Annotated in this window: 12 protein-coding genes; 11 read left to right on the plus strand and 1 reads right to left on the minus strand. The window is 55.7% G+C overall.

Annotation, left to right across the window (positions count from 1 at the left end; translation table 11 throughout):
• The first annotated feature begins 67 nt into the window (after positions 1–67).
• The 9 genes from fabF (at position 68) to Q3Y66_RS07730 (ending at position 8,972) form a co-directional block, all read left to right on the plus strand.
• On the plus strand, positions 68–1,306 hold the full coding sequence (gene fabF / locus Q3Y66_RS07690) for a beta-ketoacyl-ACP synthase II (protein ID WP_008956800.1): 1,239 nt from the start codon (positions 68–70) through the stop codon (positions 1,304–1,306).
• 6 nt (positions 1,307–1,312) lie between these two features.
• Complete coding sequence (gene pabC, locus Q3Y66_RS07695) at positions 1,313–2,125, plus strand: aminodeoxychorismate lyase (RefSeq protein ID WP_008956799.1); 813 nt, start codon at positions 1,313–1,315, stop codon at positions 2,123–2,125.
• A 47-nt stretch (positions 2,126–2,172) separates the two neighbouring features.
• The gene (mltG, locus tag Q3Y66_RS07700) at positions 2,173–3,180 is read left to right on the plus strand and encodes an endolytic transglycosylase MltG (protein WP_008956798.1); all 1,008 of its coding nucleotides are present in this window, start codon (positions 2,173–2,175) and stop codon (positions 3,178–3,180) included.
• A gap of 70 nt (positions 3,181–3,250) precedes the next feature.
• Positions 3,251–3,904, plus strand: coding sequence for a dTMP kinase (gene tmk, locus Q3Y66_RS07705; protein ID WP_008956797.1), 654 nt, complete (start codon positions 3,251–3,253; stop codon positions 3,902–3,904).
• Positions 3,895–4,881 carry a DNA polymerase III subunit delta' gene (locus Q3Y66_RS07710; RefSeq protein WP_008956796.1) on the plus strand — a complete coding sequence of 329 codons (987 nt, stop codon included), beginning with the start codon at positions 3,895–3,897 and terminating at the stop codon, positions 4,879–4,881. Before tmk ends, Q3Y66_RS07710 begins: the two co-directional genes overlap by 10 nt.
• 44 nt (positions 4,882–4,925) lie before the next feature.
• Positions 4,926–5,261, plus strand: a complete 336-nt coding sequence (locus Q3Y66_RS07715; RefSeq protein WP_008956795.1) for a PilZ domain-containing protein — start codon at positions 4,926–4,928, stop codon at positions 5,259–5,261.
• Between the two features lie 69 nt (positions 5,262–5,330).
• A complete protein-coding gene (locus Q3Y66_RS07720; protein ID WP_008956794.1) occupies positions 5,331–6,161 on the plus strand; it encodes a TatD family hydrolase in 831 nt (276 codons plus the stop codon).
• Between the two features lie 37 nt (positions 6,162–6,198).
• Entirely contained in the window at positions 6,199–6,762 is a 564-nt protein-coding gene (locus tag Q3Y66_RS07725; protein WP_008956793.1) for a DUF1285 domain-containing protein, read from the plus strand.
• A complete protein-coding gene (locus tag Q3Y66_RS07730) occupies positions 6,759–8,972 on the plus strand; it encodes an ATP-dependent helicase (RefSeq protein ID WP_008956792.1) in 2,214 nt (737 codons plus the stop codon). Before Q3Y66_RS07725 ends, Q3Y66_RS07730 begins: the two co-directional genes overlap by 4 nt.
• Before the next feature lie 83 nt (positions 8,973–9,055).
• Here the strand turns inward: Q3Y66_RS07730 and Q3Y66_RS07735 are convergent, their stop codons facing one another.
• The gene (locus Q3Y66_RS07735) at positions 9,056–10,720 is read right to left on the minus strand and encodes an electron transfer flavoprotein-ubiquinone oxidoreductase (RefSeq protein ID WP_008956791.1); all 1,665 of its coding nucleotides are present in this window, start codon (positions 10,718–10,720) and stop codon (positions 9,056–9,058) included.
• A gap of 473 nt (positions 10,721–11,193) precedes the next feature.
• Here Q3Y66_RS07735 and Q3Y66_RS07740 point away from each other — a divergent pair, with 473 nt between their 5' ends.
• Together Q3Y66_RS07740 and Q3Y66_RS07745 are read left to right on the plus strand one after the other, a co-directional pair.
• Positions 11,194–11,943, plus strand: coding sequence for an electron transfer flavoprotein subunit beta/FixA family protein (locus Q3Y66_RS07740; protein WP_008956790.1), 750 nt, complete (start codon positions 11,194–11,196; stop codon positions 11,941–11,943).
• Between the two features lie 56 nt (positions 11,944–11,999).
• Positions 12,000–12,926 (plus strand): electron transfer flavoprotein subunit alpha/FixB family protein, encoded by a 927-nt coding sequence (locus Q3Y66_RS07745; protein ID WP_008956789.1) that lies wholly within the window; start codon positions 12,000–12,002, stop codon positions 12,924–12,926.
• The last annotated feature ends 126 nt before the right edge of the window (positions 12,927–13,052 follow it).

Genomic DNA, 13,052 nt, shown 5'->3' on the forward strand with positions numbered 1-13,052 from the left:
TTGACCAAATTTAAGCAGCGAATGACCCAAGTGGGTCGCGTCACCATGGATGCCTGGAGGAAAGCTAATGGCACGGAAAAGGGTAGTGGTAACTGGGTTAGGCCTGGTGACCCCAGTGGGCAATAGCGTAGATGAATCGTGGGCCAACATTGTTGCTGGTAAAAGCGGTATTACGCCTATTGAGCATTTTGACACCAGTGGCTTTAACACGCGTTTTGGTGGGTCGATCAAGAACTTTGATATTAGTCCGTACCTGAATCCTAAAGATGCTCGCAAGATGGATCTCTTTATTCAGTACGGTATGGCGGCGGGCGCTCAAGCGGTTGAAGATTCCGGTATCGAGTGCACTGAAGAGAATGCGGATCGTATCGGTGTGGCTATCGGTTCAGGCATTGGCGGTCTACCCATGATTGAACATAACCACAACGCGCTCAACAAGGGTGGGGCCCGTAAGGTGTCGCCGTTCTTTGTGCCGGGTTCCATCATTAATATGATTTCGGGCAATATGGCGATTCAGCACGGCTTTAGAGGGCCGAATATCGCGATTACCACTGCCTGTACCACCGGTACCCATAATATTGGCTACAGCGCGCGCACGATCGCCTATGGCGACGCAGACGTCATGGTCTGTGGTGGTGCCGAGATGGCGACAACCCCGCTAGGTCTGGGCGGCTTTTCAGCTGCACGCGCGCTCTCAACACGTAATGATGATCCTCAGGCGGCCAGCCGCCCGTGGGATACTGATCGCGATGGCTTTGTGTTATCGGACGGTGCGGGTGTGTTGGTGCTAGAAGAGTATGAGCATGCCAAAGCGCGCGGCGCTCACATCTATGCCGAGCTGGTCGGTTTTGGCATGAGTGATGATGCTTACCACATGACATCGCCACCGGAAGACGGCCGTGGTGCAGCGCTCTCTATGCGCAATGCCATCAAAGATGCCCAGGTTGACGTTTCTGAAGTGCACTATATCAATGCCCATGGCACTTCAACCGCGGCAGGTGACCTGGCAGAAAGTCGAGCCATTGAGAACGTACTGGGTGATGCAGCCAATAATGTGGCCGTGAGCTCTACCAAGTCGATGATCGGCCACCTGTTGGGTGCCGCTGGTGCGGTAGAGGCAGTGTTCAGCATTCTGGCAATTCGTGACCAGATCGCACCGCCGACCATCAACCTGGATAACCCGCAGCCGGGTTGCAATCTGGATTATGTGCCGCACACCGCGCGGAACATGCGGATTGATATGGCGCTTTCCAACTCCTTTGGCTTTGGTGGCACTAACGGTTCGCTGTTATTCAAGAAGGTGTAATTGACGATGTTGCCGCCCGCGTTATCTGACGAACAAACTGTGCCGTTTGATGATCGCGGGCTAGCGTATGGTGATGGTCTCTTTGAAACGGTACTGTTGCGTGCAGGTGCACCGGTGCTGTGGCGCTATCACACAGACCGCCTAGCGAAGGGGTGTCGGCGCCTAAATATACCGTTACCTTGCCAAGCAGCACTAGATGCCACGTGGCAGGGTGATTGCACCGCTGAGCTGGAAGTCCTCAAGCTTATCCTGACGCGTGGCAGTGGCGGGCGGGGTTATGCGCAGCCGGATGAAGTAACACCGCGTTTGCTTAGTCGCCGTACGCCATTTCAGCCCTCGATTCAGCGCTGGCAGCAGGGTGTCACAGTCAGGCTTTGTGATTTGCGCCTTAGCCGCCAGCCGCGGTTAGCCGGTATTAAGCATCTTAATCGGCTGGAGAACGTACTGGCCCGCCAGGAGTGGAGCGATGCCGCGACCGCCGAAGGTCTGCTCGCTGATAGCGAAGGCCGGGTCATAGAAGCCACCAGTATGAATGTTTTTTGGCTGCAGGCGGGGCAGGTGTTCACGCCTTTTATTGACCAATGCGGCGTAGCAGGAACACTGCGCGCTGGTTTAATTGATCAAGGTGTCGTAGCCCAGGGGGGGGTGTCGCTGGATCGCCTTGCAGAGGTCGAGCGGCTATGGGTAGCAAACTCTGTTCAGGGAGTGTGGCCCGTGTCGACGCTGCTAGCAGCGGATGGCTCGTTGCTGCAGCGCTGGGCTGTGAGTGAGTCTGATCCCTTCCAACGCTTGGCCCATCAGTTGTTAGGCTTTGCCTAAACGCCAGCCTTTTTATCAATATCGCCCCGCAATTATTTTGAGGTGTCATGGTGAAACGGTTATTAACCGCTTTGTTAGTCGTAGTCATAATCGGGGCTGCCGGTGCAGTAGGTGGTTATTTTTATTGGCAGAGCCGCTTAGAGGCACCGCTAGCGCTTGATGAGCCAACGCTTTACCAAGTGCCTTCTGGTGCGGGGTTTCATCAGGTGGTGGCGGAGTTGGAATCCCAGGGCATACTGGAAGATGCTTGGGCGTTTCGCTTATTAGCGCGGGTGGAGCCTGAGCGCGTGCCGCGGTTGCGTACTGGGGAATATCAGCTTTTGCCGGATATGAGCGGGCTGGAAATGATGGCGCTGCTAGGCAGTAATAACGTTGTCACCTATCGGCTGACGATTCCTGAGGGGTGGACCTTTCGTCAAATGCGCGACTTGCTTAATGCCGCGCCAAAACTTGACCATCGCACGGCTGATTTGAGCGACGAAGAGGTGATGGCACTACTTGATCGTGAAGGCACCTTTCCTGAGGGATGGTTCTTTCCCGATACCTATCGTTACCACTTGGGGATGAGCGACGTCGATCTACTACAGCAGTCGCTTGAGCGTATGGAAAGAATTCTGGACAGTGTCTGGGAAGAGCGTGCCGACGACCTGACCATTGAGTCACCCTATGAGGCGCTTATTATGGCCTCTTTGATTGAGCGCGAAACGGGGGCGCCGGAGGAGCGTCGTGAAATCGCCGGTGTGTTCAAGCGACGCATGGAGCAGGGAATGCGCTTACAAACCGACCCGACGATTATTTATGGCATGGGCGAGCGCTATGAAGGCCGCATCACCCGCGCTGATCTACGTGAAGCGACGCCCTATAACACTTATGTGATTGATGGCATGCCGCCCACGCCGATCGCTTTGCCGGGGCGTGCGTCATTGGAAGCGGCGGTAAACCCGCTACCCGGCGAAACGCTCTATTTTGTTTCCCGGGGCGATGGCACACATCACTTCTCGCGTACATTGCGGGAGCATAATAATGCCGTTAATCGCTATATTCGCAATCGGTAATAGCTATGACCTATCATCAAAGTCATCACCACATTGATCACCACATTGATCACCACAGTAAGGGAGCATGATGAGTAAGCGGGGACGCTTCATTACGCTGGAAGGCGGCGAAGGCGTGGGAAAGTCTACCAATGTGGGCTTTGTCGCCGAGTGGTTGGAAGCCCAGGGGCTGGAAGTGGTGCGCACACGTGAGCCGGGGGGAACTGAGCGAGGCGAAGCTATTCGAGCACTGCTGCTGGACCCGGCCCCCCAAGAGCCGCTGCATGTGGACGCAGAACTGCTGCTTATGTTTGCCGCTAGGGCGCAGCATTTAGCGGAGAAAATTCTGCCTGCCCTGGCAAGAGGCGCATGGGTAGTGTGTGATCGCTTTACTGACGCTACCTTTGCCTATCAGGGCGGCGGCCGAGGTATTGCCAAGGAGCGTATCGCCGTGCTGGAAAATTTTGTCCAGCAGGGACTCTCGCCCGATTTAACGCTTTTGCTCGATATGCCTAAAGAGGCGGCAAAGCAGCGTTTAGAAGTACGCCTGCGCGATCGTCACGAGCAGCTTGACCGTTTTGAGCAAGAGCAGGCCGATTTTTTCCAAGCTGTACGCGACGCCTATTTGGCACGAGCAGAAGAAGCCCCCGAACGTTTTGCAGTGATTGAAGCTCAACACTCCCTTGAAGAAGTACAGGCGCAGATTCGTAGGACCCTTTCGGCGCGAGTAACAGCATGGCGTTAACCGGTGTTATGCCGTGGCACCTTGCCACCTGGCATCAGTTAACCCGTCTGGCCGATGGAGGGCGGATGCCCCATGCGCTGCTCATTCATGGCGCCCATGGGGTAGGTAAGCAGCAGTTGGCGGAGGCGTTAATCGCCCGGACACTTTGCGCCACTCCTGCCGACCAGGCCTGCGGCCATTGCCATAGCTGCGCGATGTTGGCATCGGGGTACCATCCTGATTTGCTGCGGGTCTCGCCGGAAGAGGGCAAGCGCCAGATTCGTATTGACCCTATTCGCGAGGTTAACCGTTTTGTTTCGCAAACGGCTCAGCAGGGGGGATACCGGGTCATTGTCATTTCACCGGCTGAGGCAATGAACGTTGCCGCTGCTAATGCGCTGCTCAAAAGCCTTGAGGAACCCGGCGATAAAACGCTGTTTATTCTGCTCTCTGACGTGCCTTCACGGATGCTGCCGACGATCCGCTCGCGCTGTCAGCAGTGGTCCCTGCCCAGTATTGCCTTTGAGGCATGTCGCGGTTGGCTGATCGAGAAACTTAACAGTGCCGACGAAGCCTACTTCTGGTGGCAGGTAGCGGGTGGCCTGCCGCTGCTGGCGGTGGAGCTGGCCGCGCCCGAAGAGCGTGCTTTGCGCCACCAAATTCACGACAGTTTTGAGCAGTTGGTGCGCGGCGCAGAGCCTGTCTCAGAGGCCGCGCGACTGGATCGCCAGGCGATTGATGCCATCTTGTGGTACGGTATCGCCTGGCTGGAAGACCTGATTCGTCTCGGTTTATCCGGTGAAGCGGCAGTGCTGCACAATCCTGATCTTGAGCCGCTTTATCGTCAGGCGGTCAAAAATGGCCGGGTGCAGGATTGGTTTCGCCTGCTGGATTATGCCCGTGAACAGCGGCGTCTGTTGGCGGTGGGAGCTAACCCAAATCCCCAGTTGGTGCTTGAGGCGTGGTTGGTTCGCTGGGCGGCTCTGCTGCGCTCCTAGCGGAATGTGTTCTCCCTATTTCACAGTAATCTAGCGAGGTTGTTATGGCAGCCCAAAAAGCGCTCTCTCTTAACATTCCCGATGTGCCGACACTGCTCTCCGCTTATATGCCATTTCTGGACCGTGGGGGGATTTTTGTGCCCACTCAGACTCCCTATGCACTGGGTCAGCAGGTATTTTTACTGCTGACGCTGCCGGGTGAAAGCGAACGTCTTTCAATCACCGGCCACGTGGTATGGGTCTCGCCCGAGGGTGTCAGCGGCCGCCGCATTCCTGGTATTGGTCTACATTTCAGCCAGCAAGATTACCCTGTGCGTGACCGCATTGAGACGCTGCTTGCCGGACAGTTGGATAAGGCAGCCCCGTCGTTCACGCTCTGATTAAACCGTCGTTGATACCTTTAAAGTAAGCACCATGGTGTTAACGCCCTATCCGTTGTCGAGACCTGCATGTTTGTTGATTCGCACTGTCACCTAGATCGTTTATCTGACCAGACTCACGGGGGCGACCTCGCTGCCACGCTGGAGGCTGCGCGCGCGGCCCACGTTAGCCAATTTCTTGCGGTCGCCGTTACCTTGGAGGAGTTGCCGCAACTCGCAGCCATTGCTCGTGCGCATCACGATGTGGCGATTTCTGCTGGTTTGCATCCTTTGCATCACAGTGAGAGCGAGCCCAACGTTGAGGATATAAAAGAAGCTGCCGAGCAGTATGGTGCGGTAGCCATCGGCGAAACCGGGCTGGATTATCACTACCGCGACAGCGTGCCGGTAGACGTACAGCACGAGCGTTTCAAGCGTCATTTGATCGCTGCGCGTGAGTTAGAACTACCAGTGATTGTGCATACCCGTGAAGCAAAAGAAGAAACCCTGGCGTTGCTGCGTGAATATAGCGACCCTCGCGTGGGCGGTGTATTACACTGTTTTACTGAAGACTTGGCGATGGCCCGTGAAGCCGTAAGGCTGGGCTTTTACATTTCGTTATCGGGGATTATCACCTTTCGTAACGCTGCACCGCTGCGCGAGCTAGCCCGCCAGCTGCCGCTGGATCGCCTGCTAATCGAAACCGATAGCCCCTATCTTGCTCCTGTGCCTTATCGCGGCAAGCCCAACGAGCCGGCCTGGGTAGTGGAAGTGGCGGAGTGCATCGCTAACGAGCGGGGGATCAGTGTTGATGAGGTCGCCATGCAGACCACCGCCAACTTTTATCAGCTCTTTCGTGCCGCCGCGCCTGATGCTCCGCACCATGTCAAAGAGGCGTTAGAGCAGTCTGGGCTTCTATAGCCGTGTGAGTTGAATGCGCTTAAGCAAGGAGGGCGAGATGAATATCGATAGATTGCTGCTGCAGCGTGACGAAGTGGGAGGCACTATTCCTCCCCTTGACCAATGGCAGCCTCCGCTCTCAGGAGACATGAACCTGCGTATTCACGCCGATGGCAGTTGGTGGCACGAAGGACAGACCTTTGCCCGTCCCAAGGTGGCGCGTTTATTGGCCACGCTGCTACGTCTTGACGAAGATGGTTACTGCTTAGTCACGCCGGTAGAGCGTTGGCGGATAGAGGTGGAAGACCTACCGCTGGTCGCTGTAGAGGCCGACTTTCACGACGATGCCTGGTGGTTCACCACCCAGTTTGACGATGTCGTTCGCTTGGATGCCGAGCACCCGCTTTCCGTCACTTTAACGCCTCAAGGCGAGGCAGTTCCGCAACTGCCGGTACGTTTTGGGCTGGCCGCCAGGCTGCACCGTAATGTGTATTACCAGCTTGTTGACGCAGCAGAAGCCCGTGAAAACGACGATGGCACTACTGAGATTGGGTTAATGAGTGCTGGTCAGTGGTTTGCGCTCGGTCAGCTTGACGATGAAGCATCAGGCGAGGCGCCGTGAAGTTAACCGCTGAACAGCAGGCCGTTGTGAATCATACCGCCGGTCATGCGCGGGTGGCGGCCGTCGCAGGCGCAGGTAAAACCACTACCATGGCCGCTCGGGTGCTACACCTGTTGGCCCGTGGTGTGCCGCAAAAGCGCATTCTGGTGTTGATGTTTAACCGTTCCGCCAAGGATGATTTTCAGCGCCGTTTAGCGTCAATGGCGCCTGCCGGGCAGGCGCTGCCGGATGTGCGCACGTTTCACTCGCTGGGCCACCGCTTAACCCAAAGCCTATGTCGCTGGGGGGCGTTTGCGCCTCGTCAGCTATTATCCGCCGATTGGCAATTAGAGAGGCTGCTTCGTCAAGCGAGCCTTAATGTGCTGCGCGACGCAGTTGAGCGCCGTGATGCTGCGCTAGAAGGAGATCGGCTTGAAACCTTGGCCCACTTCTGCGGCTTGGTTAAAGCAGAGATGATTACCCCTGAATCGCTCTATGAACGACTCAATGTTGACCCGGATACCGACTATTTTCCGGCCGCTTTTGCCGAGGCGGAGCGGCTACTAGAGTCGGAAGGGGTGATGACCTACGCTGATTTACTTTATCGCCCTTTGCAGGCATTAGAGGAGGATAGCGCCCTGCGTGGTCGCGTCGAGGGGTTTCTGGATCATGTCATTATTGACGAGTATCAAGATATTAATGCCGCTCAGCAGCGCCTTTTATCAGTGCTGGTGGGCAGCCGTGCTGAGGTAATGGCGGTCGGCGATGCTAACCAATGCATCTATGAGTGGCGTGGCGCCAAACCCGATACGATGCTGGAAAATTTTACCGCCACCTTTGGCGAGGCCACCGACTACCCACTATCTACCACGTTCCGTCATGGCCATGCCTTGGCGCTTACCGCTAATCATGCCATTGCCGCCAATCAGCGCCGCCCCAATCAGCTGTGTCTGGCCGCACCCAATAACCCTGATACGCGCGTCTCGGTCGGGCAGGGCAGCCGGCTGTTACTGGATGCCTTGATGGATTGGCAGGCCCAGGGGCGTGCATTTAACGAGGCCAGTTTGCTGGTGCGTAGTTGGGCGCTTTCAGTACCTTTCCAGCTGGCGCTTTTGCAGGCGGGAATCCCGTTTCGGCTTCAGCGCGAGGATCGTTTTGTCTTTCGTCTGCCGTTGGTACAGGCACTCGCTGGGTACTTGAAGCTGTCGCGTCGTCCCGATCTGCTGCGCGATCCGCAGCAACTATTACTGCTGCTTTCCCAGCCGACTCCCTTTGTTGCTCGTGAGCGACTGCAGCGATTAGCCCATCAGCTGGCGACTACTCAGCAATGGCCTGAGCGGCATGACCCTATGTTGACGGCATTAAAGCCGATCCAACGGCGTACGCTTAAAAAACGCTGGTTGCTGCTATGTGAATTGCCGCAGCTGAGTGCATGGCCGCCCGCCAAGCTGTTAAGGCATGTAGTGGAAACCATTGAGGCGGAAAAAACACTTAAACGGGCAGCGGCGCGGCGGGATAAAGGCGAAGAGGATGTACGCTTACTTGATGTATTAATCGAACAAGCCCAAAGCGTTCAAGATCCAGATGCCTTCATCGAGCTGCTGGAGCGTCCGGTTGAAAACCAGGCGGGCGGCGTGCTGATTAGCACAGTGCACGGTGCCAAAGGGCTTGAGTGGCCACTGGTCGCAGTAGTCGGTGTCAATGAAGAGGATTTTCCCCACTATAGCCGCGATAATCCACTTAGCGATGAGCGCTTGGAGGAGGAGCGGCGGTTGTTCTACGTAGCCATCACTCGTGCCCAAGAACAGCTATTAGTGCTCCATGATGGGGGCGCACATCGTCCCAGTCGCTTTATTGCCGAAAGTGCCTGGCAGGACAGTATGCGTGTGGCCTCTTGTCTAGCTAACCCCAATGCGCCAGAAGCATCGCTGCAAGTGACATCGGTGGGGCTGGTTGAGCGTTATCTGGCGCGTTTAGGACGTGATGACATTGTGCTCGCAGCGGCACACGTGGAAGAGCATAAGACAACTTATTCGGCCGATACGCGCTTTTATCCCGGTCAGCGTCTGCACCATGCGGTATTTGGTGAGGGGGAAGTGGCGGCTGTAGAGGGAAATGCGAGCGACCCGGTGATTGATGTGCGCTTTGACCAAGCTGGCCGTCGCAGGCTTATTGCCCGCCGAGCGCCCATTCAGCTATTGGAATGCTCGCAAAGCGCTATTCTCTCTTAGCGTATAAGTTGAATGCGAAAGGGGGGGGCTACGGCTAGTAGGAATGCACGCTCCCTTCTAGCCGTAACGTTCATGCGGCTGTCTTACATATTAGGATAGTTGGGGCCGCCGCCGCCTTCCGGTGCTACCCACGTGATATTTTGCGCTGGGTCTTTAATATCACAGGTTTTGCAGTGTACGCAGTTCTGGAAGTTAATCTGAAAACGCGGCTGTCCCTCGCTATCTTCAACCACTTCGTACACACCGGCCGGGCAGTAGCGCTGTGCCGGTTCTGCATATTTAGGCAGGTTCTCACGGATCGGTAGCTCCGGATCCTCCAGGCGTAAATGGCACGGCTGGTTTTCTTCATGATTGGTATTCGACAGAAACACTGATGACGGTTTGTCGAAGGAAAGCTTTCCATCCGGCTTGGGATAGTTAATCTTTTCAAACTCGTCCGCAGGCTTCAGGGCGCCGTGATCGGTAGTGGTGTCATGCACGTTGGGTAACTTGTTGCCCAGCAGCTGGTGGGCAAAGTTATACGCGCCGCCACCGATGGTGCCATATTTATGGATAGCCGGGCCGAAGCTGGCGCTCTCTTTAAGCTCTTGATACGCCCAGCTGGCTTCCCACTTCTGAGTAAAACTCGTCAGTTCCTGAGCGCCCTCATCACCGCCTTTAATTGCCTCAAACACGCTCTCGGCAGCCACTAAGCCCGACTTCATGGCGGTGTGTAAGCCCTTAATTTTGGAAAAGTTGAGCGTGCCCGCATCACAGCCGACCAGCAGGCCTCCGGGGAAAGTCATTTTTGGCAGGCAGTTAAAGCCACCTTTGGTAATGGCCCGGGCGCCGTAAGCAACGCGTTTGCCTTCCTTAAGGTATTGGCTAATAGCCGGATGATGTTTCATACGCTGAAATTCATCAAACGGTGAAAGCCATGGGTTTTGGTAGCCAAGATCCATAATCAGGCCGACCACCACCTGCTGATTTTCCGCATGGTACAAAAACCACCCGCCGTGGGTGTTGTTATCTAAAGGCCAGCCTGAGCCGTGAACTACTAGGCCAGGTTCATGTTGCTCGGCAGGTACATCCCACAGCTCTTTGAGGCCAATACCGTAGTGCTGGGGGTCGCGACCCGCATCCAGCGAGAAGTCTTTAATTAAGCGCTTCCCAATATGGCCGCGCGAGCCCTCAGCAAATAGTGTGTATTTGGCGCGCAGTTCCATACCCGGCATGTAGCCATCTTTGGGTGTACCATCAGCGGCGACGCCCATATCACCAATCAGAATGCCGCGCACAGCATTATCTTCAATGATAACGTCCTGGGCGGCAAAGCCTGGAAAGATTTCAACGCCGAGCGCTTCTGCCTGCTCGGCCAGCCAGCGGCAGAGGTTACCGGCACTGATCACGTAACGTTGCTGATCGCCACCGGTGTTATGCATACTTTTCGGCACAAGTGCGTTAGGCACTTTTTGCGCTTTCTCGGCGTCCTTAAGCAAAACAACGTCATCGCGAATGGCGGGCGTATTGAGAGGCGCGCCGCGTTCTTTCCAGTCTGGAAAGAGTTCAGTCAGTGCGCGGGGCTCAAAAACCGCTCCTGACAAAATATGAGCGCCAACTTCTGAGCCTTTCTCAACCACACAGACCGTTAATTCTTGCTCCGCCTCGTTAGCTTGCTGCATGAGTCGGCAGGCGGCGGAAAGCCCGGATGGGCCAGCGCCGACAATGACGACATCAAAGTCCATTACATCGCGTTCAACAGTTTCCACCCGGCTTCTCCTTATTCTCTTTAAAGCGCCAATATCTGTAAAAGCTAGTGAAGGCCTACTTATGGGTACTAGCTTATAAACAGATGGCCTTAATTTAAAACGGTCGTTTGCTTCTGGTTATGCCCCATGATAGGCATAATACCTGTGTCAGGTCACGCCTACGATGGTGCAAACAGCATTTCTTGGCTGTATGTGTTGCTAGCGATAGTTCAGTGCTAAGACCAAGGCATTAGCTAGCAAGTATTGTCACTAACTGGCAGGCTATGGCAAATTGATAGGGTTTTTCAATCATGTACCTATCAAACGCTTGAATGAATTTGACGGCACTGCCATTTTTGGCAGTGCTCGGGCAAGATGTTTTGCTAATAACGTATGCAGTAACTCTATTACTAGTCGCTATTTAATAAGGGGTGCTCGCGAAGCGGGTGCCATCCCAGGTTAACGGCTTTTATTACAAGCCAAGCGAGGAACCTATGAAAGTACTCGTCGCGGTGAAACGCGTCATCGACTACAACGTCAAAATCCGCGTGAAAGCGGACCACTCCGATGTGGACTTGACCAACGTCAAAATGGCCATGAACCCTTTCTGCGAAATTGCCGTGGAAGAAGCCGTGCGCCTGAAAGAGAAGGGCGTGGCGACCGAAGTCGTCGCCGTCACGGTAGGGCCCAAAGCCGCCCAAGAGCAGCTGCGTACCGCGCTGGCGCTGGGGGCAGACCGCGCCATCCATATCGAAACCGACGAGCGCGTAGAATCGCTGGCCGTAGCCAAACTGCTGGCGAAGGTAGTGGATGAAGAGCAGCCCGGCCTAGTGATTCTTGGCAAGCAAGCCATCGACACCGACAACAACCAGACCGGACAGATGCTCGCCGCGCTGACGGGTCTGCCGCAAGGCACTTTCGCCTCGGAAGTGGCGGTGGACGGGGACACGGTTAACGTCACCCGTGAAATCGACGGCGGCCTGCAAACCATCGCTCTCACGCTCCCGGCGATTGTCACCACCGACCTGCGCCTGAACGAGCCGCGCTACGCCAAGCTACCGGACATCATGAAGGCCAAGAAAAAGCCGCTGGATGTAAAAACTCCTGCCGACTACGGCGTGGAAGTGGCCTCTAAGGTGAGCCTGCTCAAGGTGGAATCCCCTGCCGAGCGCAAAGGCGGTGTCAAAGTGGCCTCGGTCGACGAGCTGATCGACAAACTGAAAAACGAAGCCAAAGTTCTTTAAGGTCGGTTCTTGACTCTCCGTACTTTGAGATAAACGCTTTGAAAGGAGCTGATGCTATGAGCATTTTGGTACTTGCCGACCTACATGAAGGCCAACTGGCTGGCGCCACCGCCCACGTAGTAGCGGCCGCCCAGGCCATTGGTGGCGATATTGATATTTTGGTCGCCGGTGAAGGCGTTCAAGCGGCAGCAGACGCTGCGGCGAAACTCGACGGCGTTAATAAAGTACGCGTGGCGGACAACGCTGTTTACGCCCACCAGCTTGCCGAGCCCATGGGCGCGCTGCTGGTAGAACTGGCCGATGGCTACAGCCACGTACTGGCCAGCGCTTCTACCACCGGCAAGAACGTCCTGCCGCGCCTAGCCGCGCTAAAAGACGTCAGCCAGCTATCGGATGTGCTGGGTGTCGAGAGTGCCGATACCTTCCTGCGTCCGATTTACGCCGGTAACGCCATTGCCACGGTGAAAAGCGATGATGCGCTGAAAGTGATCACCATTCGTACCACCGGCTTTGATGCCGTCGGTGAAAGCGGCAGCGCCACGATTGAAGCGGTGGATTTTGTCGCCGACAACAGCCAATCCAGCTTCGTCAAAGAAGAGTTGGCCCAGAGCGACCGTCCAGAACTAGGCGGCGCCAAGGTGGTGATCTCCGGTGGCCGCGGCATGGGCAACGGCGAGAACTTTAAGCTGCTGGATGGCATTGCTGACAAGCTGGGCGCCGCTATTGGTGCTTCCCGCGCGGCGGTCGACGCTGGCTTTGTACCCAACGACATGCAGGTCGGTCAGACCGGCAAAATCGTCGCGCCGGACCTGTATATTGCCGTGGGTATCTCGGGTGCCATTCAGCACTTGGCGGGCATGAAAGACTCCAAAGTCATCGTCGCCATCAATAAGGACGACGAAGCGCCGATCTTCCAGGTGGCCGACTATGGCTTGGTGGGGGATCTGTTCGAGATCCTGCCGGAGCTTGAGAGCAAGTTGTAAGCATTTGAATAATCTATAAACATTGAGCCGACTTCGCCAGAAGTCGGCTTTTTTGTGATGGGTACATTAGGTAAACTGCCAATAGTTGACTAAAGTACTGGGGCAAAAGGTAAGAAAATCCACCCC

The organism is Halomonas sp. HAL1 (assembly GCF_030544485.1).
Taxonomy (GTDB): domain Bacteria; phylum Pseudomonadota; class Gammaproteobacteria; order Pseudomonadales; family Halomonadaceae; genus Vreelandella; species Vreelandella arctica.

Coding starts and splice junctions, on each gene's coding strand:
- Q3Y66_RS07710 (WP_008956796.1), top strand. CDS start 3,895: ATGGCGTTAACCGGTGTTATGCCGTGGCACCTTGCCACCTGGCATCAG.
- Q3Y66_RS07715 (WP_008956795.1), top strand. CDS start 4,926: ATGGCAGCCCAAAAAGCGCTCTCTCTTAACATTCCCGATGTGCCGACA.
- tmk (WP_008956797.1), top strand. CDS start 3,251: ATGAGTAAGCGGGGACGCTTCATTACGCTGGAAGGCGGCGAAGGCGTG.
- Q3Y66_RS07725 (WP_008956793.1), top strand. CDS start 6,199: ATGAATATCGATAGATTGCTGCTGCAGCGTGACGAAGTGGGAGGCACT.
- Q3Y66_RS07745 (WP_008956789.1), top strand. CDS start 12,000: ATGAGCATTTTGGTACTTGCCGACCTACATGAAGGCCAACTGGCTGGC.
- Q3Y66_RS07720 (WP_008956794.1), top strand. CDS start 5,331: ATGTTTGTTGATTCGCACTGTCACCTAGATCGTTTATCTGACCAGACT.
- pabC (WP_008956799.1), top strand. CDS start 1,313: ATGTTGCCGCCCGCGTTATCTGACGAACAAACTGTGCCGTTTGATGAT.
- mltG (WP_008956798.1), top strand. CDS start 2,173: ATGGTGAAACGGTTATTAACCGCTTTGTTAGTCGTAGTCATAATCGGG.
- fabF (WP_008956800.1), top strand. CDS start 68: ATGGCACGGAAAAGGGTAGTGGTAACTGGGTTAGGCCTGGTGACCCCA.
- Q3Y66_RS07740 (WP_008956790.1), top strand. CDS start 11,194: ATGAAAGTACTCGTCGCGGTGAAACGCGTCATCGACTACAACGTCAAA.